The organism is Pseudomonas sp. SWRI18 (assembly GCF_014268345.1).
GTDB lineage: Bacteria > Pseudomonadota > Gammaproteobacteria > Pseudomonadales > Pseudomonadaceae > Aquipseudomonas > Aquipseudomonas cedrina.
In genome coordinates this window covers 115,228-141,568 of record NZ_JACCQQ010000001.1, presented here as the reverse complement: position 1 = coordinate 141,568, position 26,341 = coordinate 115,228, and the positions used below count along the sequence as shown (strand labels likewise).

General features: G+C 60.0%; 22 protein-coding genes. 4 read left to right on the top strand and 18 right to left on the bottom strand.

What is annotated here, in order from left to right; genetic code table 11:
* Window positions 1-25: 25 nt before the first annotated feature.
* Window positions 26-226, top strand: a complete 201-nt coding sequence (locus tag H0Z09_RS00650; protein ID WP_186685995.1) for a DUF3077 domain-containing protein — start codon at window positions 26-28, stop codon at window positions 224-226.
* A 158-nt stretch (window positions 227-384) separates the two neighbouring features.
* Here the strand turns inward: H0Z09_RS00650 and H0Z09_RS00645 are convergent, their stop codons facing one another.
* A complete protein-coding gene (locus tag H0Z09_RS00645; RefSeq protein WP_186685993.1) occupies window positions 385-867 on the bottom strand; it encodes an Lrp/AsnC family transcriptional regulator in 483 nt (160 codons plus the stop codon).
* A gap of 126 nt (window positions 868-993) precedes the next feature.
* On the opposite strand from H0Z09_RS00645, the gene H0Z09_RS00640 reads away from it, so the two are divergent.
* The 3 genes from H0Z09_RS00640 to pbpC all read left to right on the top strand — a co-directional run bounded on the left by H0Z09_RS00640 (window position 994) and on the right by pbpC (window position 9,783).
* Window positions 994-1,623 (top strand): LysE family transporter, encoded by a 630-nt coding sequence (locus H0Z09_RS00640; RefSeq protein WP_186685991.1) that lies wholly within the window; start codon window positions 994-996, stop codon window positions 1,621-1,623.
* Window positions 1,624-1,700: 77 nt separating this feature from the next.
* On the top strand, window positions 1,701-7,505 hold the full coding sequence (locus tag H0Z09_RS00635) for an alpha-2-macroglobulin (protein WP_186685989.1): 5,805 nt from the start codon (window positions 1,701-1,703) through the stop codon (window positions 7,503-7,505).
* On the top strand, window positions 7,486-9,783 hold the full coding sequence (gene pbpC, locus H0Z09_RS00630; RefSeq protein WP_186685987.1) for a penicillin-binding protein 1C: 2,298 nt from the start codon (window positions 7,486-7,488) through the stop codon (window positions 9,781-9,783). Before H0Z09_RS00635 ends, pbpC begins: the two co-directional genes overlap by 20 nt.
* A gap of 3 nt (window positions 9,784-9,786) precedes the next feature.
* Here pbpC and H0Z09_RS00625 read toward each other — a convergent pair whose 3' ends face one another.
* The 17 genes from H0Z09_RS00625 to mnmG form a co-directional block, all read right to left on the bottom strand.
* Window positions 9,787-10,152 carry a hypothetical protein gene (locus H0Z09_RS00625; RefSeq protein ID WP_186685985.1) on the bottom strand — a complete coding sequence of 122 codons (366 nt, stop codon included), beginning with the start codon at window positions 10,150-10,152 and terminating at the stop codon, window positions 9,787-9,789.
* Between the two features lie 63 nt (window positions 10,153-10,215).
* On the bottom strand, window positions 10,216-12,048 hold the full coding sequence (glmS, locus tag H0Z09_RS00620; RefSeq protein ID WP_186685983.1) for a glutamine--fructose-6-phosphate transaminase (isomerizing): 1,833 nt from the start codon (window positions 12,046-12,048) through the stop codon (window positions 10,216-10,218).
* Between the two features lie 10 nt (window positions 12,049-12,058).
* Entirely contained in the window at window positions 12,059-12,826 is a 768-nt protein-coding gene (locus H0Z09_RS00615) for a DeoR family transcriptional regulator (RefSeq protein WP_076952153.1), read from the bottom strand.
* Window positions 12,827-13,055: 229 nt separating this feature from the next.
* Window positions 13,056-14,423 carry a bifunctional UDP-N-acetylglucosamine diphosphorylase/glucosamine-1-phosphate N-acetyltransferase GlmU gene (gene glmU / locus H0Z09_RS00610; protein ID WP_186685980.1) on the bottom strand — a complete coding sequence of 456 codons (1,368 nt, stop codon included), beginning with the start codon at window positions 14,421-14,423 and terminating at the stop codon, window positions 13,056-13,058.
* A gap of 123 nt (window positions 14,424-14,546) precedes the next feature.
* A complete protein-coding gene (locus H0Z09_RS00605) occupies window positions 14,547-14,963 on the bottom strand; it encodes a F0F1 ATP synthase subunit epsilon (protein ID WP_003195825.1) in 417 nt (138 codons plus the stop codon).
* Window positions 14,964-15,007: 44 nt separating this feature from the next.
* A complete protein-coding gene (gene atpD, locus H0Z09_RS00600; protein WP_057725772.1) occupies window positions 15,008-16,384 on the bottom strand; it encodes a F0F1 ATP synthase subunit beta in 1,377 nt (458 codons plus the stop codon).
* 27 nt (window positions 16,385-16,411) lie between these two features.
* Window positions 16,412-17,272, bottom strand: coding sequence for a F0F1 ATP synthase subunit gamma (gene atpG, locus H0Z09_RS00595; protein WP_003195829.1), 861 nt, complete (start codon window positions 17,270-17,272; stop codon window positions 16,412-16,414).
* A gap of 50 nt (window positions 17,273-17,322) precedes the next feature.
* Window positions 17,323-18,867: a F0F1 ATP synthase subunit alpha gene (atpA, locus tag H0Z09_RS00590; protein ID WP_186685977.1), complete on the bottom strand. Its 1,545-nt coding sequence runs from the start codon at window positions 18,865-18,867 to the stop codon at window positions 17,323-17,325.
* A gap of 21 nt (window positions 18,868-18,888) precedes the next feature.
* Window positions 18,889-19,425: a F0F1 ATP synthase subunit delta gene (locus H0Z09_RS00585; protein WP_186685975.1), complete on the bottom strand. Its 537-nt coding sequence runs from the start codon at window positions 19,423-19,425 to the stop codon at window positions 18,889-18,891.
* 12 nt (window positions 19,426-19,437) lie between these two features.
* A complete protein-coding gene (locus H0Z09_RS00580; RefSeq protein WP_015886647.1) occupies window positions 19,438-19,908 on the bottom strand; it encodes a F0F1 ATP synthase subunit B in 471 nt (156 codons plus the stop codon).
* A 57-nt stretch (window positions 19,909-19,965) separates the two neighbouring features.
* Window positions 19,966-20,223: a F0F1 ATP synthase subunit C gene (gene atpE / locus H0Z09_RS00575; protein ID WP_002555987.1), complete on the bottom strand. Its 258-nt coding sequence runs from the start codon at window positions 20,221-20,223 to the stop codon at window positions 19,966-19,968.
* Window positions 20,224-20,357: 134 nt separating this feature from the next.
* On the bottom strand, window positions 20,358-21,227 hold the full coding sequence (gene atpB, locus H0Z09_RS00570) for a F0F1 ATP synthase subunit A (RefSeq protein WP_057725770.1): 870 nt from the start codon (window positions 21,225-21,227) through the stop codon (window positions 20,358-20,360).
* Window positions 21,228-21,243: 16 nt separating this feature from the next.
* Window positions 21,244-21,651, bottom strand: coding sequence for a F0F1 ATP synthase subunit I (locus H0Z09_RS00565; protein WP_003177069.1), 408 nt, complete (start codon window positions 21,649-21,651; stop codon window positions 21,244-21,246).
* A 148-nt stretch (window positions 21,652-21,799) separates the two neighbouring features.
* Window positions 21,800-22,672, bottom strand: coding sequence for a ParB/RepB/Spo0J family partition protein (locus H0Z09_RS00560; protein WP_186685973.1), 873 nt, complete (start codon window positions 22,670-22,672; stop codon window positions 21,800-21,802).
* Between the two features lie 9 nt (window positions 22,673-22,681).
* A complete protein-coding gene (locus H0Z09_RS00555; RefSeq protein WP_169375274.1) occupies window positions 22,682-23,479 on the bottom strand; it encodes a ParA family protein in 798 nt (265 codons plus the stop codon).
* An 18-nt stretch (window positions 23,480-23,497) separates the two neighbouring features.
* On the bottom strand, window positions 23,498-24,142 hold the full coding sequence (gene rsmG / locus H0Z09_RS00550; RefSeq protein WP_186685971.1) for a 16S rRNA (guanine(527)-N(7))-methyltransferase RsmG: 645 nt from the start codon (window positions 24,140-24,142) through the stop codon (window positions 23,498-23,500).
* Window positions 24,139-26,031 carry a tRNA uridine-5-carboxymethylaminomethyl(34) synthesis enzyme MnmG gene (gene mnmG, locus H0Z09_RS00545; protein ID WP_186685969.1) on the bottom strand — a complete coding sequence of 631 codons (1,893 nt, stop codon included), beginning with the start codon at window positions 26,029-26,031 and terminating at the stop codon, window positions 24,139-24,141. Before mnmG ends, rsmG begins: the two co-directional genes overlap by 4 nt.
* Window positions 26,032-26,341: the final 310 nt, after the last annotated feature.

Below are 26,341 nucleotides of genomic sequence, written 5' to 3'. Positions count from 1 at the left end.
AATCACCTACATTGGAATTACCGAAATGAGCAAAGTAAAACCCAACCCGCCCCACCACTTTTTCACCACCCATCCCGATCTCAGCCTCGAAGATGCCCTGGCCTACGCCTCGGACCTGCTCCACTGTGCCGAAGGGTTAAGCGATTCGCCCAAAGCCGCCAGCTACTTGATGGAAATGGCCAAGGTCATGGTGGACCGTTCACTGGACTGCATGAGTCCAACGTAACCTTGTAGTGAGCGGGCTTGTCCCGCGCTGGGTGGCGAAGCCGCCCCAAACCAGTCGACCCGGTCGTACCTGGCGCACCGCAGCGGTCCGATTGGGGCGGCTTCGCCACCCAGCGCGGGCGGTGCGACGATTCGACAAGCCCGCTCACTACAAGCGTTCTATCCGGGCAAATGCCCCAGCGGCAAAGACCCTTGAGGTTTCACGGTCTGGATGGCGAAGTTGCTGCGAATGTCCCTCACCCCCGGCAGCTTCAACAAGCTGCCGGTGACAAACCGTTCATACCCGCGCAAATCCGGCACCACCACTTGCAACAGAAAGTCCGATTCCCCCGACACCAAAAACGCCGAAATCACCTCCGGCAACGCCGTGACCGCCTCACGAAAGGCGTTAGCCTCGGTGTCGTTATGCCGTTCCACCTTCACACCGACAAACACCATCATCCCCAGGCCCACTTCATCGCGGTCGAGGGTGGCCTGGTAACCGCGAATCACGCCGGCTTCTTCCAACAGCCGAACGCGCCGCAGGCAGGGCGAAGCGGACAACCCGATCTCGTCGGCCAGTTGCACATTGCTCAGGCGGCCGTCGCGTTGCAGGGCTTCGAGAATCTTGCGGTCAAACGCGTCAAGTTTAAGATTTGGCATAAGTGAATGGCCGTTAACTTTATCAGTGGCAGATAGTGCCAATACTAGACGACTTTCATGCTGAATACGCAAGCACCTACCCCGCCCCCCGGCCCTAGAATTGGCCGACATACAAGGGGGTGAAACGTGGCGCAACTCTGGTTATTTCTAGCGGCTCTTGCAGTGGCGTTTCTATTGCCTGGGCCGGACATGATTCTGTTACTGCAAACCGGCGCCCGCCAGGGCAAGGCCTTGGCACTGACCACGGCGATTGGCCTGGGGATCGCTCGGGCGTGCCATGTGGCGCTGGCGGGCATGGGGCTGGCGACCTTGTTCAAGGTGGCGCCGTGGACCTTTGACGCAGTGCGCCTGGGTGGCGCGGCCTATTTGTTGTGGCTGGGGGTGCAGTGTTTGCGAAGCACTCTGTTGCCCGCCCTCGATACGGCAAACGCCACGCTGACAACCCATGCGTGGCGTGCCGCACTGCAACGCGGCCTGCTGACAAACCTGCTCAATCCCAAGGCCCTGTTGTTCTGCTCGGTCCTGCTGCCACAGTTCGTCAACCCGCAGGCTGGGCCAGTGGCGGCGCAATTCGCATTGCTGGGCGCGCTCCTGGTTGCGGTCGGTTTCGTCTTCGACTGTTGCTACGCCCTGGCCGGCGCGCGCATCGGCCAATGGCTGGCACGCAATCGCTCGGCACAGCGTGTACAGCAGTGGTTATTCGGCAGTCTTCTGATCGGTTTTGCGGTGCGCCTCACTTTTGTGCAAAACACCTAGCGGTACGGCGTATTGCCGTCATCTTTTGGAGCAAAGACGCGTGTAAGATACGCCGCACTTAGCCAGGGATGCCCACCATGTTCGATTCGTTCAAAGCGCTCAGCCGCCGTATTGCCGGCGCGTTATCCAGTGTGGTGGGTGCCGTCCTTGGCCAATGGCATCCGCCGTTCTGGCTACGTGCGATCGGCCGTGGGCTGGGCAACCTTGGCGACAAGGCTCGCGCTTACCCGCGTCAGACCGGTGCGGGGGTGTTGGGCCTGGTCTTGCTCGCCGCCGCCGGGTTCTACGGCTGGCACTGGTATTCCAACCTGCCGCAGCCGCATACCGCGAGCTACTCGCTGCACAAACCGAACCTCACCGATTACACCCAGCAAACCCCGGTTGTGGATAACTTGCAGGTGCGGTTCGGCGAATCCGTGGCTCCGCTGGCGGCCATCGGCAAGCCGGTTACCGAGGGCATTACGCTCAAACCGAGCGTCGCCGGCACCTGGCGCTGGTCCGACGACCGCACCTTGCAGTTCACACCTGAAAAAGACTGGCCCATCGACGCTCATTTCACTCTCGACCTGGCCAAGCGCGACCTGCTGGCGGACGGCGTGCTGCTGGACCAATACAGCACGCAGTTTTCCACCCAACCATTCCGCGCCACCCTGGCGCAAAACGAGCTGTACCAAGACCCGTCCAACCCGACGCTGAAACAGCTGGTGGCGACCTTCCGTTTTACCCATCCAGTGGATGAAGACAACCTTCGCAAACGGGTAGCGGTCACCTTGGGCAAAGGCCTGGCCTACCGCGACGCCCAGTTGCCCAACCGCCCGGAAATCACCTTCGACGAGAAAAAACTCAACGCCTACGTGCGCTCCGCCGCCCTGGCCACGCCGTTGGAAAGCACGCCTGTGAGCGCCAAGCTCGACGAAGGCATCAAGGCGCGCGACGGCGGCAACGCCACTAACGCGGCGCTGGTGGCGGAAGTGACCGTACCGGGCCGCTATCGCCTGACCTTTACCGCGGCCGAAGTGAGCTTTGTGGACAACGAGCGCGGCGAGCCGGAGCCGGTGCTGATGTTCAGCAGCTCCAGCGCCGTGGCCGATGACACCATCGCCGGTAAGGTTCAGGCTTGGCTGTTGCCGGAAAAAGCCCAGGACGATACGCGTCCCTACAACAACAATGACATCGACGACGCCCTGCTCGCCCGCAGCACCAAGCTCAACCTGGCCCATGTGCCCAGCGTCGAACCGTTGAACACCCTGCACGCCTTCAAATTCAAGGCCCCGGCCGGTCGCGCCGTGTATGTGCGTGTGCCCGCCAACCTGGAAGCCATCGGCGGCTATCTGGCCAAGAATCCTACAGCGTCGCTGATCAGCATGCCTGCGTACCCTCGCACGTTGCAGTTCCTGTCTGACGGCGCCTTGCTCAGCCTCACCGGCGAAAAACGCCTGGGCTTCATGGCCCGAGGCGTACCCGGCGCCCATGTGGAAATCGCGCGCCTGTTGCCTAACCAGTTGCAACATCTGGTGGATCAGAGCAGCGGCAGCTTTGCCCGGCCGAACTTCGGCAACGAATACTTCGATCGCATGGTCGAGCGCCAGTCGCTGGACATTGCGCTGTCCTCCAATGACCCGGCGAAAACCGTTTACGACAACGTTGACCTCAGCCACTACCTGACTGCCAACGGCGGCCGTCGCGGCATCTTCGTGCTCAAGCTCAGCCCGCAGGATGAACCCGCCGAGCGCACGTTCGAATACGAGCGCACCAGCACCAGCGACCTGCGTTTTATCGTGGTGACCGACCTTGGCATCATCGCCAAACGCTCCAGTGATGGCAGCCATGACGTGTATGTGCAGTCCATCGGCAATGGATCGCCAGTGTCCGATGCGCAAGTCGACATCATCGGCCGCAACGGTTTGCCCGTCGCCAGTGGCCACACCGATGGCGAAGGCCACGCGCATTTCGCCAAGCTGGATGAATTGCGCCGTGAGAAAACGCCGCTGATGTATGTAGTCACTCGCGGCAATGACCAGTCCTTCCTGCCCATCGCCCGTCAGTCGCAGCAGCTGGATTTGTCGCGTTTCGACGTCGGTGGCCTGGAGGAGGACGGTGCGATTGATCGCCTCAGCGCTTACCTGTTTACCGACCGTGGCCTGTACCGGCCCGGCGAAACCGCGCACCTGGGCATGATCGTGCGTAGCGGCAACTGGAAAGGCGCACTGCAAGGCCTGCCGGTGGAGCTGCAAATCACCGATCCGCGGGGCCTGGAAGTGATTCGCCAGCCGTTGAAACTGTCCGCCAGCGGGTTTGAAACCTTTGATTTCCCCAGCAGCGAAGTCGCCCCCGCCGGGGACTACACCGCGACCTTGCAGTTGATTGGCCAGAAGCAGACCCGCACCGACCTGGGCAGCGTGAGCTTCAAGGTCCGCGACTTCGAACCGGACCGCATGAAGGTCAGCCTGAGCCTGCATGACACGCCCGTGCAAGGCTGGATACCACCGGACCAGGTCGTGGCCAAAGTCACCGCCATGCACCTGTTCGGCGCTCCGGCGTCGGGCCGCCGCGTGACCGCTAAAATGTCCCTGAGCCCAACGCTCGCGGCGTTTGACCGTTATCCCGATTACCGCTTCCGCCTCAACGACTCCCTGGAAGACGCCAGCACCGAAGACCTTGCCGAAACCACCGTGGACGACAATGGCCAGGCCGTGCTCGACCTCAACCTGCAACGCTTCGCCAACAGCACGTATCGCCTGCAGGTGATGACCCAAGTGTTCGAGGCCGAAGGCGGGCGCAATGTGGCAGCGCAAAGTGCATTGCTGGTGTCGTCCGCGCCTTACCTGGTCGGTGTGAAAAGTCAGGATTCGCTGTCGTACGTCGCCAAGGACGCGCCACGCCAGGTGCAATGGCTGGCCGTCGCGCCAGACCTTACGCCGCTCGCGGTGGACGGCCTGACCAGCGAAGTGGTGGAACACCGCTACGTGTCGGTATTGGTCAAGCAATCCAATGGTACCTACAAGTACGAGTCGCGCATCAAGAACATCAGCCAGCCGGCGTCACCGTTGGTGATGACCAAGGAAGGCGCCAAGCAGACCCTGAACACTGGCACGCCGGGGGATTTCACCCTGCAACTGAAGGACGCCAACGGTAACCTGCTCAACCAGATCGACTACAGCGTGGCCGGCCGAGGCAACACGTCGCGCTCCCTGGAACGCAACGCCGAGCTGCAACTGCGCCTGGATAAACGCAGCTACGCCACCGGTGATGAGATCGCTATCAGCATCCGCGCGCCGTATACCGGTGCCGGCTTGATCACCATCGAGCGCGACAAGGTGTATACCCAGCAGTGGTTCAAGGCCGACAGCACCAACAGCGTGCAACATATCCGCGTTCCTGCCGGGCTTGAAGGCAATGCCTACGTCAACGTGCAGTTTGTGCGCGATATGGGCTCGTCCGAGGTGTACATGAGCCCGCTGTCCTACGGCGTGGTGCCGTTCAGCATCAACCTGGATGCGCGGCGCATGGCGCTGAAGGTCGAGGGCCCGGCGAAAATCGAGCCTGGGCAAATGCTCGACATCAAGGTCACCGCCGACCGCCCGGGCCGCGCCGTGGTGTATGCGGTAGATGAAGGCATCCTGCAGGTGGCGCGCTACCAGACGCCGGACCCGCTGGGCTTTTTCTTCCAGAAGCGTGCGCTGGAGGTCGGCACCAGCCAGATCCTTGACTTGATCCTGCCGGAATTCAGCCGTCTGCTCAGTGGCGCAGCGCCCGGTGGCGATACGGACGGCGCCCTGGCCAACCACCTGAATCCATTCAAACGTAAACACCAGCCTCCGGTGGCCTGGTGGTCCGGGTTGGTGGACTTGCCGGCGGGCGAAACCGTGCTGCATTACCAGGTTCCGGACAGCTTCAACGGCAAGCTGCATCTGTTCGCGGTAGCGGTGGACAGCGACAGCGTCGGTGTCAGCGAAGCCAATACCGAGGTGCGCGGGCCGATCGTGATCACGCCTAACGTACCGGCCTTTGTGGCGCCTGGAGACGTGTTCAATGTCAGCGCCGGGGTATTCAGCAACCTCGACGCAGCGGCAGACGTGAAGTTTGAACTGCAGACCAGCGATGGCCTCAAGGTGCAGGGCGACAAGGGCAGCACCCTGTCGCTGCAACCGCGCAAAGAGGGCACCGCCGAATTCAAGATCAAGGTCGGCGAAACCCTCGGTTCGGCGGACCTGCGTTTTGTCGCGGTGCTGCCCAACGGCAAACGTATCCAGGTGGCGGAAACCACCTCGATCCGCCCTCTCAGCGAACACCGCGTGGCCTTGAGCCTGGGCCGCTTCGACAGCGCCAGCAAAGAGCTCAAGCCCACCCGCGAGCTGTTCAGCCAGTTGCGCGATGTTCAACTGGGCGTAGCGGCCTCGCCGCTGGTGTGGGCCAACGGCCTCAAGCATTACCTGGATGACTACGGCTACGCCTGCACCGAGCAGTTGGTGTCCAAAGCCATGCCGGCCTTGATCTGGGGCGGCAACGCACCTGAAGCCGAACAAGCCTTCGGCAGCGCCGTGCGCATGCTGCGCCAACGCCAGAACCAGGCCGGCGGCTTTGGATTGTGGGCGGCCAACCCCGACGTGGCACCGTACGCCAGCCTGTACGCGACCGATTTCCTGATCGAAGCCAAGGAGCGCGGACTGCCGGTGCCGGAAGACCTGCTGGTGCGCTCCAATGCCTATCTGACAGACCTGGCCAACGGTCCTAGCGAAGGCCTGTCGGAATTGCGCAACCGTGCCTACGCCAGTTACCTGCTGAGCCGTCAGGGGATTCTGGTGAGCGGCGCGTTGAGCGATATCCGCGAGCGCTACGAGCGCTACTTCAAGGACACCTGGCAGAACGACCTGGGCGCTGCCTACCTGGCGGCCAGCTACAAACTGCTCAAGCAAGATCGCCAGGCCGATACGCTGTTCCGCAAAATCCCGTGGCGCGCCCTTGTGGATAAGTGGGACAGCGACGGGCTGTACTACGACCCGCTGGTCCATGATGCCGAACACCTGCACCTGCTGGCGCGCCACTTCCCCGAGCTGCTGGACGACGTGCCCGCCGCTCTGTTGGATAAACTTGGCAAGCGCCTCAACGAGCAGCGTTACAACTCGTTGTCAGCCGCCCTGCTGCTGCGCGCCCTGGACAACTATGGCCAGCGTGCGCAAACCGACATGACCCTCAAGGCGACCGCCTGGCTGGGTGACAAGCAGCAGCAATTGTTGGAGATGGCCGGTCAGCCGCCGCGCGCCGCCGTGCCAGGCACCACGCAAAAGCTGGTGATGGAAAAATCCGACGGCCCGGCCGCGTTCTACATGCTCAGCGAAGCCGGTTTCGACAAGGGCGCCAAGCTCAAGCCGATCAACAATGGCCTGGAAATCATCCACGAATACCTCGACCTCAAAGGCGAGCCGGTAAAAACAGTGGCCGTGGGTGACGAGTTCCTGGTGCGCCTGCGACTGCGTGCCACCGACCGCGACCAGGTGCAGCAAGTGGCCGTGGTCGACCTGCTGCCGGGCGGCGTCGAGCCTGTGTATAACTTGCCGCCGGAGCCGGAAGCCGCCAGCAGCGAGGAAAGCGAGGGCGAAGAGTCGGAGTATGTGGAAGAGGACAGCCAGGAAGAACAGGCCTGGCAAGCACCGATCGGCGAAACCGAGCTGAGCGACTGGCAGCCGGACTACGTGGACGTACGTGATGATCGGGTGGTGTTGTATGGCACCGCGCTGCGTGATGTAGGCACGTTCGTCTACCGCGTACGGGCTACCAACGCGGGGACCTTCAATACGCCACCGGCCTACGCCGAGGGCATGTACGAAACCACCCTGCAAGGGCGCGGCAAAGTAGGCCAGCTTGAAATTACCAAGCCTTAAACGCCTCACGCCGCTGTTCGCAGCGGCAGCGGTACTGGTTGGGCTGAGGCTTTGGCCCCATGCCCCGCTGGAACAGGCAGTGACCTCGTCGCGCGTGGTATTGGCCGACGACGGCTCGCTGCTACGCATGACATTGGCGGCTGACGGCCAATACCGCCTGTGGTTGCCACTTGAGCGCATGTCGCCATCACTGGTCGAAGCCTTACTGCTCAAGGAGGACCGCAATTTCTACTGGCACCCGGGGATCAATCCTCCGGCGTTGCTGCGCGCGGCCATGGCCACCTACAGCGGTGGCTTGCGCCAGGGCGGCTCGACCTTGAGCATGCAATTGGCGCGGCGCTTGTGGGATTTGAACACCCGCCAGGTGCCGGGCAAGTTGCAGCAGATGGCCTTGGCGCTGTGGCTGGAGGCGCGTTACAGCAAGCACGACATCCTTGAGGCCTACCTGAACCTGGCGCCCATGGGCGGCAATATCGAAGGTGCCGAAGCGGCAAGCCGCATCTACTTCGGCAAGTCGGCGGCGCAGGTGTCGTTGTCCGAGGCACTGGCGTTGGCGGTGATTCCGCAACAGCCGGGACGGCGTGCGCGCTTCGGGCCGTCGCTGCAAAATGCGCGGCTGCGGTTGATGGCTGACTGGCGCAAGACTTATCCACAGGACCCGCGCAACGACAGTTTGCTGGACTTGCCCCTGGAAGCACGCAACCGTCAGCAGATCCCGTTCCTGGCGCCGCACCTGAGCGAGCAGTTGCTGGCATCCCAGGCGGGCAACGAGTTGAACAGCACGCTTAACCTGCCGTTGCAGCAATTGCTTGAACGCTTGATCAGCGGTTTCATCGCCGAGCGGCGCAGCACGGGCGTGGAAAACACCACGGCGATTCTGGTGGACAGCCGCGACCAGAGCGTCAAAGCGCTGGTGGGTTCGGCAGACTACTTATCCACAGGCATTCACGGTCAGGTCAATGGCGTGCTGTCGAGGCGCTCGCCAGGATCGACGCTCAAGCCCTTCCTGTACGGGCTCGCGCTGGACCAAGGGGTGATCCACCCCATGAGTATCCTCAAGGATTTGCCGAGTAACTTCGGCTACTTCCAGCCGGAAAATTTCGACGGCAGTTTTGTCGGGCCGCTGACCGCGCGTGATGCGTTGATCCGTAGCCGCAACATCCCGGCGGTATGGCTGGCCAGCCAACTCAAATCGCCTTCCTTGTATGGGCTGCTGCAACGCGCCGGGATCAAAGGCCTGCGCGATGAAAGCCACTATGGCCTGGCCTTGGCCCTCGGTGGCGGCGAGATGACCCCGGAAGAACTGGCGCGGCTGTATGTGATGCTCGCCGGCGACGGGCATCTGCGACCCTTGCGCTATTTGCAGGAACAGCCCCAAACCACCGGCGCCCAACTGCTGACGCCTCAGGCCGCGTTCATGGTGCGCGACATGCTGCGCCGCAACCCACGACCGGATGGCCTGCCAAGCCGCCACTGGCGCACCGCCTGGAAAACCGGCACATCCTGGGGTTTTCACGATGCCTGGAGCGCCGGCCTGGTCGGTCCGTACGTGCTGGTGGTGTGGGTAGGCAATTTCGATGGCCGGCCGAACCCGGCATTTATCGGCGCCAAGACCGCCGCGCCGTTGTTCTTCCGCATCGCCGACGCACTGCCCCTGGCCTTGCCCAATGTGGTGATCAAGCCGGATAAGCCTCCCGCCGGTCTGGTGCGCATCGACGTCTGCGCCGCCTCCGGCGAGTTGCCCAACCGCTGGTGCCCGCAAACCCGCAAGACCTGGTACATCCCCGGCGTTTCGCCGATTCGCGTGTCCAACCTGCACCGCCCGGTACTGATCGACACCCGCACCGGCAAGGGCGCGTGCCCGCCGTTCGACCCACAGTACACCCGCGAAGAAGTCTTCGAATTCTGGCCCAGCGACGTGCAACGCCTCTACCGCGCCGCCGGCCTGCCCCGACGCACGCCGCCCAACGTGATGAAAAACTGCCAGCCCAACCGCATCAGCGACCAGAGCGAAGCGCCGCAGATCCGCTCGCCGCTGACCCAGGTGAGCTACCAACTGCGTCTGTCCCAGCCACAGGAAAGCATCCCGCTGAACGCCAACGCCGCCAGCGATGCGACGACGCTGTACTGGTTTGCCGATCAAACCTTGATCGGCCAGGGATCACCGCAAAGCACGCTGAACTGGCGGCCGGGAAAGTCGGGGGAGTATCGGTTGCGGGTCAGTGATGATCAGGGGCGCAGTGCGAGTCGGGGGTTGAGGGTGGAGTTTGTGCCGTGAATATCAGGCGGCAATCTCAACATAGCTGGATTCCCCACCTCCGGATGCGCCCAACGTCCAACCCCATACAAAGCTGAGCGTGATTCGTCCGGCCTGATCGACGCCTACCACGCCCCGCGACCAGCCGGCGAGCAGCTCACCGTCTTGCGTCAGGCATTGAAAAAGCAGCTCGATATTATCGGGACCCGTCACACGACCGACTTGCGTACCCAAGCGAATCCGACCGCCTTGGTAGGTACTGGTGATGGCATCGCCATCGACCTGGTAATGAAACACCGTGTCCACACCAGAGAGGCCTTGAGTATTGTTCGCGACCGCAAACCGACGGTTGTTCAATCTTTCGCTGATCTGGAAGGAGGGAGATTGCATGGGGGCGCTTCCTTGCGTTGAACCGTTCCTGGAGACCCGGCGGGCCTCCAGGATGCGGCGCGTTTACTCCACCGTCACCGACTTCGCCAAATTGCGCGGCTGGTCGACGTCAGTACCCTTAAGCACCGCCACGTAATACGACAGCAACTGCAGTGGGATGGTGTAGAGGATCGGCGACAGGGTGTCGTGGATGTGCGGCATGTTGATGACGTGGGTGCCTTCACCGTTGGTCATGCCGGCTTTTTCGTCAGCGAATACCACCAGTTGGCCGCCACGGGCGCGGACTTCCTGCAGGTTGGATTTGAGCTTCTCCAGCAGTTCGTTGTTCGGCGCTACGGTAACGACCGGCATGTCGTCATCCACCAGGGCCAATGGGCCGTGCTTGAGCTCGCCGGCCGGGTAGGCTTCGGCGTGGATGTAGGAGATTTCCTTGAGCTTCAGCGCGCCTTCCATCGCGACCGGGTATTGGGCGCCGCGGCCGAGGAACAGGGTGTGGTTTTTGTCGGCGAACAGTTCGGCGACTTTTTCTACGACGCTGTCCATCGCCAAGGCTTCACCCAGGCGGGTCGGCAGGCGACGCAGTTCTTCGACCAGTGTCGCTTCGACGCCTTCAGCGAGGGTGCCGCGAACCTGGCCGAGGGACAGGGTGAGCAACAACAAGCCAACCAGCTGGGTGGTGAAGGCCTTGGTGGACGCCACGCCGATTTCGCGACCGGCCTGGGTCAGCAGGGTCAGGTCGGACTCACGCACCAACGAGCTGATGCTGACGTTGCAGATGGCCAGGCTGGCCAGGAAACCCAGCTCTTTGGCGTTGCGCAGGGCGGCCAGGGTGTCGGCGGTTTCGCCGGACTGTGAGATGGTCACGAACAGGGTGTCGGGTTGCACCACCACTTTGCGGTAGCGGAACTCGCTGGCCACTTCGACCTGGCACGGGATGCCGGCCAGTTCTTCCAGCCAGTAACGGGCAACCATGCCGGCGTGGTAGCTGGTGCCACAGGCGACGATCTGCACGTTACGCACTTTGGCAAACAGTTCGGCCGCTTGTGGGCCGAACGCGTTGACCAGCACTTGGTGCTGGCTCAGGCGGCCTTCCAGAGTGCGTTGTACCACGGACGGTTGCTCGTGGATTTCCTTGAGCATGAAGTGGCGGAACTCGCCCTTGTCGGCGGCTTCGGCACCATCGCGGTATTGCACGGCTTCGCGCTCGACGGAGTTGCCGTTCACATCCCAGATCGCCACGCTTTCACGGCGGATGTCGGCAATATCGCCTTCTTCCAGGTACATGAAGCGGTCGGTGACCTGGCGCAGGGCCAGTTGGTCGGAGGCGAGGAAGTTTTCACCCAGGCCCAGGCCGATCACCAATGGGCTACCACTGCGGGCGGCAACCACACGGTCGGGCTGGCTGGCGCTGACCACGGCCAGGCCATAGGCGCCATGCAGTTCCTTGACCGTGGCCTTGAGGGCGGTGGTCAGGTCGTTGTGGTCCTTGACCTTGTGGTTGAGCAGGTGCGCGATGACTTCGGTGTCGGTGTCCGACGTGAAGACGTAGCCAAGGCCCTTGAGTTGTTCACGCAATACTTCGTGGTTTTCGATGATGCCGTTGTGCACCACGGCCAGGTCACCGGAGAAATGCGGGTGGGCGTTGCGCTCGCACGGCGCACCGTGGGTGGCCCAGCGGGTGTGGGCGATACCGAGACGGCCTACCAGTGGTTCACCGGCCAGGGCCTGCTCCAATTCGCTGACTTTGCCCGGACGGCGCATGCGCTCGAGCTTGCCGGCATTGCTGAAGACAGCCACGCCGGCGCTGTCGTAACCACGATATTCCAGGCGCTTGAGGCCTTCGAGCAGGATGGGAGTGATGTTGCGTTCAGCGACTGCGCCTACGATGCCACACATGGTGTTTCTCCTAGATGATTGCCGCGCATATCAGCGTAATGCCGCGGGCTTGGATCTGGTCGCGGGCCTCAAGCGGCAGGCGATCATCGGTGATTAGGGTATGGACGCTGCTCCAGGGCAGTTCCAGGTTGGGAATCTTGCGGCCGATCTTGTCGGATTCGACCATCACCACCACTTCACGGGCGACCTCGGCCATGACTCGGCTGAGCCCCAGCAGTTCGTTGAAGGTGGTGGTACCGCGCTGCAGATCGATGCCGTCGGCGCCTATGAACAGTTGATCAAAGTCGTAGGAGCGCAGTACTTGCTCGGCGACCTGGCCCTGGAACGAGTCCGAATGCGGGTCCCAGGTACCGCCGGTCATCAACAGCACCGGCTCGTGTTCCAGCTCGCTCAACGCACGGGCGACGTTCAGGGAGTTGGTCATCACCACCAGGCCAGGCTGGTGGCCCAGCTCGGGGATCATGGCGGCGGTGGTGCTGCCGCTGTCGATGATGATGCGGGCGTGCTCGCGAAGACGCGTCACGGCGGCACGGGCGATCGCGCGCTTATAGGCGGAGATGGGTTGGGCGGCATCGCCCACCAGTTCCTGAGGCATGGTGATTGCGCCGCCGTAGCGACGCAGCAACAGGCCGTTGCTTTCCAGGGCGGCCAGGTCCTTGCGGATCGTCACTTCCGATGTTTCGAAACGCTTGGCCAATTCGTCCACGCTGACTTCGCCCTGTTCATTGAGCAAGGTCAGGATGTTGTGGCGCCGTTGGGGTGTATTTCGTTTCGACATGGTGATGATAAGTTTCGTTTCGAAAGATAACGAAGGCAATCAAAACCTATTGGCGAAAGATCGTCAAGCGGGGCGTGTTAAATTTTAAAGCCACCACAAATCAAATGTGGGAGCGGGCTTGCTCGCGAAGGTGGTGGATCAGTCAATGAATCTGTCGACTGACACACCGCCTTCGCGAGCAAGCCCGCTCCCACATTGATTATTTGTTGCCAGGGAGACTGTGGATAACTCAGGTCTTCTTGATTTTGACCGGGCGCTTCCAGCCGTCGATGTTGCGCTGGCGCGCGCGGGCCACAGCCAGTTGTGACTTATCCACATGCTGGTTGATGGTCGAGCCTGCCGCGGTGCTGGCGCCATCGTCGAGGGTGACCGGGGCCACCAGCGAATTATTGGAGCCGATGAACACGTCCGCACCAATGGTGGTGTGGTGCTTATTCGCGCCATCGTAGTTGCACGTGATGGTGCCGGCACCAATGTTGGTACGCGCACCCACAGTCGCATCGCCGAGGTAAGTCAGGTGGCCGACCTTGGCCTCGTCACCCAACCTGGCGTTTTTCATTTCAACAAAATTGCCCACGTGCGCGTTGGCCCCTAGCACGCTGCCAGGACGCAACCGCGCGAACGGGCCGGCATCACTGCCCTCGCCCATCACGGCACCGTCGATGTGGCTATTGGCTTTGACCACTACGCCTTTGCGCAAGGTGCTGTCCTTGATCACGCAGTTAGGGCCAATCACCACGTCGTCTTCGATGATCACGCGGCCTTCGAGGATCACGTTGATGTCGATCAGCACGTCGCGGCCAACGCTGACCTCACCGCGCACATCGAAGCGGGCCGGGTCACGCAGGGTCACGCCCTGGGCCATCAGGCGGCGACCTTCGCGCAGTTGGTAATGGCGTTCAAGTTCCGCGAGCTGCTTGCGGTCATTGGCGCCCTGCACTTCCATCGGGTCGTGAGGTTGCTCGGTGGCGACCAACAGGCCATCGCTGACAGCCATCTCGATGACATCAGTGAGGTAGTACTCGCCCTGGGCGTTGTTGTTGGACAGGCGGCTCATCCAATCGGCGAGCTTATTGGCCGGCACCGCCAGAATCCCGGTGTTGCCTTCGGTGATCGCGCGCTGGGCTTCGCTTGCATCCTTGTGCTCAACAATGGCTGCGACCTTGCCGTCGGCGTTACGCACGATACGTCCGTAGCCGGTAGGGTCATCCAGTTCGACGGTGAGCAGGCCCATCTGGCCAGGCACCACGTGCTTGAGCAGGCGTTGCAGGGTTTCTACTTCGATCAGCGGTACGTCGCCGTAGAGGATCAGCACGGTGTCGGCGGTAATGAACGGCACGGCCTGCGCGGTGGCATGGCCGGTACCGAGTTGTTTGTCCTGCAAAACGAAATTCAGGTCGTCAGCGGCCAGGCGCTCACGAACCACATCGGCACCGTGGCCGATCACCACATGGATGCGTTGTGGGTCGAGTTGCCGGGCGCTGTGGATAACGTGACCCAGCATGGAATTGCCGGCAACCGGGTGCAGCACCTTGGGCAGGGCCGAACGCATGCGGGTGCCCTGGCCTGCGGCGAGAATAACGATTTCAAGAGACATGAATGGCTACCAATCCTGGGCGGTCCGGCTTCAGACCAGAGAAGTGTTTTGCAAAAAAAGAAAAAGGGTAGCCGAGGCTACCCTTTTTAATCAATCGCGCATTAAGCATGGCGGCATCGCCGTTTACTTCTTGCGGATCTGCTGGAGCGTGCGCAGCTGAGCTGCAGCCTCGGCCAGACGTACAGCAGCAGCGCTGTAGTCGAAGTCCGCACCCTTTTCGTTCAGGGCCTTCTCGGCAGCCTTGACGGCTTCCTGAGCGGAGGCTTCATCCAGGTCGCCAGCACGTTGCACGGTGTCGGCAAGTACCTTGACCATGTTCGGCTGAACCTCGAGGAAACCACCGGAGATGTAAAACACCTCACGTTCCCCGCCTTGCTTGGTCAGAGTGATCGGACCTGGTTTCAAGCTGGTAATCAGCGGGGCGTGACCCATGGCGATACCAAGATCACCCAGGTCGCCGTGCGCTGTTACAAACTCGACCAGACCGGAGAAGATTTCCCCTTCCGCGCTGACGATATCGCAATGGACTGTCATAGCCATCTGATTGCCTCAACCTGATGAGCGCCCGTTTCCGGGCGCCAGGATTACAGTTTCTTGGCTTTCTCGATCGCTTCTTCGATGCCGCCGACCATGTAGAACGCTTGTTCTGGCAGGTGGTCGTAGTCACCGTTGAGGATGCCTTTGAAGCCAGCAATGGTGTCTTTCAGGGAAACGTATTTACCCGAGGCACCGGTGAAGACTTCAGCCACGAAGAACGGCTGCGACAAGAAACGCTGGATCTTACGAGCACGGTTTACCAACTGCTTGTCGGCTTCCGACAGCTCGTCCATACCCAGGATCGCAATGATGTCCTTCAGTTCTTTGTAACGCTGCAGCACGTACTGAACGCCGCGAGCGGTGTCGTAGTGCTCCTGGCCGATCACGTTCGGGTCCAGCTGGCGCGAAGTCGAGTCGAGTGGATCGACCGCTGGGTAGATACCCAGGGATGCGATGTCACGGGACAGTACGACGGTGGCGTCCAAGTGGGCGAAGGTGGTGGCTGGCGACGGGTCGGTCAAGTCATCCGCAGGTACGTATACCGCTTGGATCGAGGTGATCGAACCTTCCTTGGTCGAAGTGATACGTTCTTGCAGAACGCCCATCTCTTCAGCCAGGGTCGGCTGGTAACCTACTGCCGAAGGCATACGGCCCAGCAGTGCGGACACTTCAGTACCGGCCAGGGTGTAACGATAGATGTTGTCGACGAACAGCAGAACGTCGTTACCTTCGTCACGGAACTTCTCGGCCATGGTCAGGCCGGTCAGTGCCACGCGCAGACGGTTGCCCGGCGGCTCGTTCATCTGACCGTAAACCAGTGCCACTTTGTCCAGAACGTTGGAGTCCTTCATCTCGTGGTAGAAGTCGTTACCCTCACGGGTACGCTCACCCACACCGGCGAACACGGAATAACCGCTGTGCTCGATGGCGATGTTACGGATCAGTTCCATCATGTTTACGGTCTTGCCTACACCGGCACCACCGAACAGACCGACTTTACCGCCTTTGGCGAACGGGCAGACCAGGTCGATAACCTTGATGCCGGTTTCCAGCAGGTCGTTGCCGCCCGCTTGTTCGGCGAACGAAGGTGCTGGACGGTGAATGCCCCAACGCTCTTCGGTGTCGATCGGACCGGCTTCGTCAATCGGGTTGCCCAGTACGTCCATGATCCGGCCCAGGGTCGCTTTACCGACCGGTACGGAGATGGCTGCGCCAGAGTCGATAACGTCCAGACCGCGCTTCAAGCCTTCGGTCGAACCCATCGCAATGGTACGAACTACGCCGTCGCCCAGCTGCTGCTGAACTTCCAGAGTAGTGTCCGCGCCTTGTACTTTCAGCGCGTTGTAGATGCTCGGTACGCTGTCGCGTGGGAATTCCACGTCGATAACGGCGCCGATGATTTGAACGATACGTCCGCTACTCATAGCTGGATCCTCTGAATATTTGAACCGTTAAACCGCGGCAGCGCCGCCGACGATTTCCGAGATCTCTTGGGTGATCGCAGCCTGACGCGCCTTGTTGTAGATCAGCTGCAAATCGCTGATCAGATCACCGGCGTTATCGGTAGCGTTTTTCATCGCGATCATCCGCGCCGCTTGTTCAGCTGCGTTGTTCTCGACCACCGCCTGGTACACCTGCGATTCCACGTAGCGCACCATCAAGCCGTCAAGCAGCTCTTTGGCGTCTGGTTCGTAGAGGTAGTCCCAGTGGTGCTTGAGTTCCTGATCCGGAGTCGCCACCAGTGGGATCAATTGCTCCACGGTTGGCTGCTGGGTCATGGTGTTGATGAATTTGTTGGATACCACGGACAGGCGGTCAATCCGGCCTTCCAGGTACGCATCCAGCATCACCTTCACACTGCCGATCAAATCATTGATCGACGGCTCTTCACCCAGGTGGCTGATAGCTGCAACGACGTTACCGCCGAAGTTGCGGAAAAAGGCCGCACCCTTGCTACCCACAACACACAGATCGATCTCGACGCCGTTTTCGCGGTTTACCGCCATGTCCTTGACCAGGGCCTTGAACAGGTTGGTATTCAGGCCACCGCACAAACCACGGTCACTGCTCACTACCACATAACCCACGCGCTTGACGGCGCGCTCGATCATGAACGGGTGGCGGTATTCCGGGTTGGCGTTGGCCAGATGCCCAATTACCTGACGGATACGCTCCGCATAAGGACGGCTAGCAGCCATGCGCATTTGTGCCTTGCGCATTTTGCTGACCGCCACTTTTTCCATGGCGCTGGTAATCTTTTGCGTGCTTTTGATGCTCGCAATCTTACTGCGAATCTCTTTTGCGCCTGCCATGTAACACCTATCAGGTTAGCAAGCGGGAGCCTTGCGGCTCCCGCTGCGGCTTACCAGGTTTGGGTGGCCTTGAACTTCTCGATACCGGCTTTCATGCCAGTGTCGATATCGTCATTGAAGTCACCCTTCACGTTGATCTTCGCCATCAATTCGGCGTGATCGCGGTTGAAGTAAGCAATCAGCGCTTGTTCAAAGCTGCCGACCTTGGCGATTTCAACGTCGGTCAGGAACCCACGCTCAGCGGCATACAGCGACAACGCCATGTCAGCGATCGACATAGGGGCGTATTGCTTCTGCTTCATCAGCTCGGTAACGCGCTGACCATGCTCAAGTTGCTTACGGGTCGCTTCGTCCAGGTCAGAAGCGAACTGGGCGAATGCCGCCAGTTCACGGTACTGAGCCAGAGCGGTACGGATACCACCGGAGAGCTTCTTGATGATCTTGGTCTGAGCGGCACCACCCACACGGGATACCGAAACACCGGCGTTCACTGCAGGGCGGATGCCTGAGTTGAACATGGCCGATTCCAGGAAGATCTGACCGTCGGTGATGGAAATCACGTTGGTCGGAACGAACGCGGAAACGTCGCCAGCCTGGGTTTCGATGATCGGCAGTGCGGTCAGGGAACCGGTTTTGCCGGTCACTGCGCCGTTGGTGAACTTCTCTACGTATTCTTCCGAAACGCGGGATGCGCGCTCCAGCAGACGGGAGTGGAGATAGAACACGTCGCCTGGGTAAGCTTCACGGCCTGGTGGACGGCGCAGCAGCAGGGAAATCTGGCGGTAAGCCACTGCTTGCTTGGACAGATCGTCATAAACGATCAGTGCGTCTTCACCGCGGTCGCGGAAGAATTCACCCATGGTGCAACCGGAGTACGGTGCCAGGAATTGCAGCGCAGGAGATTCCGAAGCGCTGGCAGCCACGATGATCGTGTTGGCCAGGGCGCCGTTTTCTTCCAGCTTGCGAACCACGTTGGCGATGGTCGATTGCTTCTGACCAATGGCTACGTAGACGCAGAAAATGCCGCTGTTCTTCTGGTTGATGATCGCGTCGATGGCCAGAGCGGTTTTACCGATCTGACGGTCACCGATGATCAGCTCACGCTGGCCACGGCCGACAGGAATCATGGCATCGACAGCCTTGTAGCCAGTCTGTACAGGCTGGTCTACCGACTTACGCCAGATCACGCCTGGAGCAACTTTCTCGACCGCGTCGGTCTCGGTGTTGCCCAGTGGACCTTTGCCGTCAACAGGGTTACCCAGTGCATCGACAACGCGACCCAGCAGTTCCTTACCAACCGGAACCTCCAGGATGCGGCCAGTGCACTTGGCGCTCATGCCTTCAGCCAGACTGGTGTACGCGCCCAATACAACGGCACCCACGGAGTCTTGCTCCAGGTTGAGGGCCATACCGTAGACGCCGCCCGGAAACTCGATCATCTCGCCGTACATGACGTCGGCCAGACCGTGAATCCGCACGATGCCGTCAGATACGCTGACGACAGTGCCTTCGTTACGGGCTTGGGAGGTCACATCGAGCTTGTCGATGCGGCCCTTGATAATTTCACTTATTTCGGAAGGATTGAGTTGCTGCATTGCTCTGCTGCCCCTTCAAACTCAAGATTTCAATGCTTCGGCAAGTTTCGCGATTTTGCCGCGAATCGAGCCATCGATAACCAGGTCGCCGGCGCGGATAACGACACCACCAATCAGGGATGCGTCCTCCGTAGCTTGCAGGCGCACTTCCCGATTGAGTCGTGCACTGAGAACCTTGGCGAGTTTGTCTTGCTGTTCTTGGTTCAATGCAAAAGCACTGGTCACTTCAACGTCTACCGATTTCTCTGCTTCGGCCTTGTACAGGTCGAACAGAGCGGCAATCTCCGGCAGAAGCGGGAGACGGTCGTTTTCGGCAACGACATTGATGAAGTTCTGCACTTTTACATCAAACTTGTCGCCGCACACTTCAATAAAAGTGGCGGCCTTGTCTGCGCTCGTCAGGCGCGGGGCCTTGAGCACGCGCTGCATGGTGTCGTCTTGCGACACTGCTGCAGCCAGGCCGAGCATGGCTGACCAAGAGGCCAGCTGCTGGTGGGCCTGGGCGTGCTCGAAGGCTGCCTTAGCGTAAGGTCGGGCCAACGTGGTCAGTTCTGCCATGATCGCCCTCGCTTAAATTTCAGCAGCCAGTTTGTTAACCAGCTCCGCGTGCGCGTTTTGATCGATTGTGGCACCGAGGATCTTCTCGGCACCGCCGACCGCCAGAGCACCCAGTTGGGCACGCAGCGCGTCTTTGACGCCGTTCAGTTCCTGTTCGATCTCGGCATGAGCCGAAGCCTTCACACGGTCAGCTTCGACGCGGGCTTTTTCAACAGCCTCTTCGACGATCTGGTTGCCGCGCTTCTTGGCTTGCTCAATGATTTCAGCTGCCTGTGCTTTAGCATCGCGCAGTTGATGACCCACTTTCTCTTGGGCCAACTCCAGGTCGCGAGCTGCACGGCTGGCAGCGTCCAAACCATCCGCGATCTTCTTCTGACGTTCGTGCAAAGCCGCGATGACCGGAGGCCACACGAACTTCATGCAAAACACTACAAAAATGAAGAACGCAACGGATTGGCCAATCAGGGTTGCATTAATGTTCACGCCAACACCTCGCTCATTCGTTGTCCATCACCCCAATCAACTCGAAAATTCGAGTGATCAGCCAGCGAGTTGACCAACGAAGGGGTTCGCGAAGGTGAAGAACAGAGCGATACCAACGCCGATCATGGTCACGGCGTCGAGCAGGCCGGCGACGATGAACATTTTAACTTGCAGCATTGGGACCATTTCTGGCTGACGCGCTGCGCCTTCCAGGAACTTGCCGCCCAGCAGGCCGAAACCAATGGCAGTACCCAGGGCGCCCAGGCCGATCAACAGTGCAACAGCGATAGCGGTTAGACCAACTACAGTTTCCATCTTTCCTCCCGACTTTTACGTCGTATGGTTTAGGTTTTTTAGATTTTAAAGCGGTAAAACAAATCGTTTCATAGCCCGGTAGGGCCCACCTTCCCGTTTCACCGGGAAGGACATCAGACTAGTCGAGACTGGTCTTAATGGTTCTCTTCGTGCGCCATCGACAGGTAGACGATGGTCAGCATCATGAAGATAAAGGCCTGCAGGGTGATGATCAGGATGTGGAACACAGCCCACGCCCACTGCAGAACAATGCCCAGGCCGCTAAGCCAGAGCAGGCCGCTGCCGAACATCACAGCGATCAGAATGAACACCAGCTCGCCGGCATACATGTTGCCGAACAGTCGCAGGGCCAGGGAAATAGGCTTGGCGACCAGGGTCACGAATTCCAGCAGGAAGTTGACCGGGATCAGCAGGGCTTGAACGAAGATGTTCTTGCTGCCGAACGGGTGCAGGGTCAGTTCGCCGATGAAGCCGCCGATGCCCTTGACCTTGATGCTGTAGAAAATGATCAGCGCGAACACCGACAGGGCCATGCCCAGGGTAGCGTTCGGGTCAGTGGTCGATACGGCACGGAATGGAATGTGCGCGTCGCCGGAGATCAGGATGGCCAGCTGAGGAATCCAGTCGACCGGGATCAGGTCGACGGCGTTCATCAGGAACACCCAGACGAAGATGGTCAGCGCCAGCGGTGCGATGACCGGGCTACGGCCATGGAAGCTGTCTTTCACGCTGCCATCGACGAATTCGACCAGTACTTCAACGAAGTTCTGCAACGCACCTGGCTGACCGGAAGTCGCCTTCTTCGCCGCCATGCGGAAAATCAGGACGAAGATCAGACCCAATGCGACCGACCAACCCAGAGTATCCAGGTGGAAAGCCCAGAAACCCATTTCCTTGGCTTCTGCTGCGGTGTGGGCAAAGCCCCAGCCGCCGTTGGGAAGCTGACCGAAAGTCAGGTTCTGCAAGTGGTGCTGGATATAGCCCGAAGCGGTTGTTTCTGCCATGGTTGCCTCAAACGCCCTAAGGTTTCGAAAGTCTTGTTTTCATCAGCAGGGGAGCGAACCAGCTGACCAGTTGGGTCAACACGAAGACGCCGAATACAGCCAGCGGCGCCAATGGCTTCACACCTGCAAAGGTCAGTGCAAACAGCACTGCCGTCAAAATCAGTTTCCCCGCCTCGCCGGCATAAAAAGACCGGACGATAGCCTGGGCTGCTCGGGCGCCGGAAAACCGAAAGGCCCTGTGAGCAAAATACATATTGGGCAGCAAGGCTATCAGGCCTCCGCAAAGTCCTGAATACCCGGCTACGACTCCATGCCCGTACCAAAGCGCCAAAGCGGCGATCAGCAAGATGACAAACTGAGCCAGCAATACCGGGAAAACGGCCAAGCGATGGAACGGCAACGTGTTTGGCGTGCGGGTTTCCATCACTCTTGCTCCTCAATGGTCGGCTGCCGGAAATCAATAACTTGGCATAATTTGTGCCGACAAAATGCGCGCAGAGTATAGGGGCGGTTCAGCCCCTATTCAACTGCCGGGTAGTGATTTCCGATCACGCGCTACATAAGCAAATGTTTCAGCGGATGTGGGCAAGGACGCCCTGAAGCTCATCGAGGGAGTTATACCCGATGACCAATTGCCCTTTGCCTTTCTTGCCATGGCGAATTTGCACCGCAGAGCCCAGGCGCTCGGCCAGTCGCTGCTCGAGGCGGGCGATATCCGGATCAGGTTTGGCGGCTTCGACCGCAGCCGGTTTACCGCTCAGCCACTGGCGAACCAAGGCCTCTGTCTGACGAACGGTCAGACCGCGTGCGACAACGTGTCGCGCCCCTTCAACCTGTTGATTTTCCGGCAAACCGAGCAAGGCTCGAGCGTGGCCCATCTCCAGGTCGCCATGGGACAACATGGTCTTGATGACTTCCGGCAGTGCGATCAGGCGCAGCAGGTTCGATACCGTCACGCGGGACTTACCCACGGCGTCGGCCACTTGTTGCTGCGTCAGTTGGAATTCCTGCTGCAAACGCTGCAAGGCGATCGCTTCTTCGACAGGGTTGAGGTCTTCGCGCTGGATGTTCTCGATCAGTGCCATGGCGATGGCGGTTTCATCCGGCACATCGCGCACCATGGCCGGGATGGTTTCCTTGCCGGCCTGCTGGCTCGCGCGCCAGCGGCGTTCGCCGGCGATGATTTCAAAGCGGCCGTCCCCGATGGGGCGCACCACGATCGGCTGCATCACGCCCTGGGCCTTGATCGAATTGGCCAGTTCTTCCAGCGCCTGGGGATCCATGTCCCGGCGCGGCTGGTATTTGCCGCGTTGGATCAGGTCCAACGGCAGGTGTTGCAGCTCGCGCTCATCGGCCTGCACCGCTTGTTCTTCAAGCGATGTGACGGTCGGACCACTCAACAGTGCATCCAGTCCACGTCCGAGACCTCGTTTCTTGACGGCCATGGGGATTCCTTAAGTTGGCTGGGCGGCTGGGGTGCGTGAATTGCGGCGTTGACGACGGACCATCTCGCCGGCCAGCGCCAGGTAGGCGATGGCACCGCGCGAAGTCTTGTCGTACGCCAGCGCGGGCATGCCGTAGCTCGGCGCTTCGGCCAAGCGGATGTTACGTGGAATCACCGTGTCGTAGAGCTGATCGCCGAAGTGCTCCTTGAGCTGCGCCGACACATCGTTCATCAGGCTCAGGCGCGGATCGTACATGGTCCGCAGCAGGCCCTCGATCTGCAGGTTCGGGTTGAGCAGCTCGGCGATACGCTTGATGTTATCCACAAGGTCGCTCAAACCTTCCAGGGCAAAATACTCGCACTGCATGGGGATGATCACCCCATCGGCTGCCACCAGGGCGTTGAGCGTAAGCATCGACAGCGACGGCGGGCAGTCGATCAAAATGTAATCGTAGTTGTCACGGATCGGCGCCAAGGCGCTGCGCAGACGACTCTCTTTCATCTGCATTTCCAGCAGCACCACTTCCGCCGCGGTCAGATCGCGGTTGGCCGGCAGCAGTTGATAACCGCCGTGCTCGGAGAAATGCATGGCCTGGCCCAGGTCGCACTCGCCAATCAGCAAGTCGTAGACCGAGTTTTCCAGGCCGTGTTTATCCACACCGCTCCCCATGGTGGCGTTGCCCTGTGGATCGAGATCGATCAGCAGCACCCGACGCTTGGTCGCGACCAGGGATGCTGCGAGGTTGATGCAGGTGGTGGTTTTGCCCACGCCACCCTTCTGGTTCGCTATCGCGAATACCTTAGCCATTCTTGCTTGTGTTCCCAATCATGCCGTGCGGCGCAGTATCAGCAGATGGCGTTGGCCTTGGCAACCGGGTACGGCCAAGGCGTGTTCGCTATCGAGGTGGAAGTCCGGCGGCAATGCTAACAGCTCATCGCTTGGATGGACGCCCTTCATTGCCAGCCAGCGGGTGTCGAGGTCGCCCAGGTGGCGAGTCCAATTGCTGAAGTTCTCCATGCTGCTGAACGCTCGGGAAACAATTCCGTTGAACGACTGTTCAGGCGTGAAGGTTTCAACGCGGCTGTGGATAACCTGAAGGTTGTCCAACTTGAGTTCGAGTTTGACCTGGGTCAGGAAGCGGGTTTTCTTGCCATTGCTGTCCAGGCAAGTCACTTGCGACTCGGGAAACAGGATGGCCAAAGGAATACCGGGCATACCGCCGCCGCTGCCGACGTCCAACCAGCGGCCGTTCTCGATGAACGGCATGACGCTCAGGCTGTCGAGCAAGTGCCGGGAAACCATTTCGTTTGGATCACGCACCGCCGTCAGGTTGTAGGCCTTGTTCCATTTGATCAACAGGGCCAGGTAACCCAGCAGCAATTGCTGCTGGGCATCGGTCAGTTCAACGCCCAGCTGGCGCGCCCCTGTGGATAACTCTTCGGCATGTTGCGAGGTAACCAACGAACTCAAGCGCTTTGCTCCAACTGACGGCCCGCGCCGCGTTTTTTTAAGTGAATCATCAGCAGCGAAATCGCTGCCGGGGTAACGCCAGGGATACGTGAAGCCTGGCCCAGGGTTTCCGGCCGGGTTATCCCCAGCTTGCTTTGAATCTCTTTCGACAACCCGGAAATCCCGGTGTAGTCGATATCCACAGGCAGCCTGGTGTCTTCACTGGCGCGCAGGCGGGCGATTTCGTCCTGCTGACGGTCAATGTATCCGGCGTATTTGGTCTTGATCTCGACCTGCTCGGCGACCTGTGGGTTTTCAGCGCCGTGGCCGGTCACTTCGATCAGGCCGGCGTAATCGATTTCCGGCCGCGACAACAGGTTCAGCAAGTTGTATTCGTGGGTCAGCGGCGTACCGAATTTTTCGGCAATCGCATCGCCCTGCTGGGTGCCTGGGCGAACCCACGTGCTTTTCAGACGCTGTTCTTCCAACGCAATGCTTTCGCGTTTTTTGCAGAAGGCTTCCCAACGCGCGTCATCGACCAGGCCCAGCTCGCGGCCTTTTTCGGTCAGGCGCAAGTCGGCGTTGTCTTCACGCAGGATCAGGCGATATTCCGCCCGGGACGTGAACATGCGGTACGGTTCCTGGGTGCCCAGGGTAATCAGATCGTCGACCAATACGCCGATATACGCCTCGTCGCGACGCGGGCACCAGCTGTCTTTGCCCTGCGCACGCAGTGCGGCGTTGGTTCCGGCCAGCAAACCTTGGGCGCCGGCTTCTTCGTAACCAGTGGTGCCGTTGATTTGCCCGGCGAAGAAAAGACCGCCGATCACTTTGGTTTCCAGGCTGTATTTCAAGTCACGTGGATCGAAGTAGTCGTACTCGATGGCGTAACCCGGACGCACGATGTGCGCGTTTTCCATGCCGCGAATCGATTGCACGATCTGGATCTGTACGTCGAACGGCAGGGAAGTGGAAATACCGTTCGGGTACAGCTCGTGGGTGGTCAGGCCTTCGGGCTCGATGAAGACCTGGTGGCTTTCCTTGTCGGCAAAGCGGTGGATCTTGTCTTCGATCGACGGGCAATAACGCGGGCCGATGCCTTCGATCACACCGGAATACATCGGTGAACGGTCGAGGTTGGCTGCGATGATTTCGTGAGTGCGCGCATTGGTATGGGTGATCCAGCAACTGACCTGTTTCGGGTGCTGCGCTTTGGACCCCATGAACGACATGACCGGAATTGGCGTATCGCCGGCCTGTTCGGTCATCACCGAGAAATCCACGGAACGCCCGTCGATACGCGGCGGAGTCCCGGTTTTCAAGCGGCCAACGCGCAGCGGCAGTTCACGCAGGCGTTTTGCCAGGGCAATCGATGGCGGATCACCGGCGCGGCCACCGGAATAGTTCTGCATACCGATGTGGATAAGTCCGCCGAGGAACGTACCGGTGGTCAAGACCACGGACTCTGCGTGGAACCGCAGGCCCATTTGCGTGACAACACCGCGTACCTGGTCCTGCTCGACGATCAGATCATCCGCAGCTTGTTGGAATATCCACAGGTTCGGCTGGTTTTCCAAGGTTTCGCGTACCGCGGCCTTGTACAGGATGCGGTCGGCCTGTGCCCGTGTAGCACGTACCGCCGGGCCTTTACGGCTGTTGAGCACGCGAAATTGGATACCACCTTTGTCGGTAGCCATGGCCATCACACCGCCCAGGGCATCGATTTCCTTGACCAGATGGCTTTTGCCGATGCCACCGATGGCGGGGTTGCAACTCATGGCACCGAGGGTTTCCACGTTGTGCGTCAGCAATAGGGTTTTTACGCCCATGCGTGCTGACGCCAGTGCTGCCTCGGTACCGGCATGACCGCCGCCGATGACGATCACTTCAAAACGGGAAGGGAAATCCACCACGCACCTCGTGCCTGCTTATGTAGGTAATCAGGAATTGTCTGTTGAAAGAGTTTTGGAGCAATGGCGGCAAGTATAGGGACTTAGGCCTTCCTAAAGAACCCTTTGCACAAAATTTAACCAGCTGTGGATGAATCACAGACAATAGAAATTAAAAGAGAGAAATTTATTAAATCTTTGTTTTTATGTTTATTTCTACTGAGCATCATTTCTGTGGATAGATCTCTACAAGCCTCTATTTACAATGTGTACAGCGATTCAAAAGTCTGTGGTCATGTGTCAATGAGGCCCTTGGATAAGTGCTTTAAGC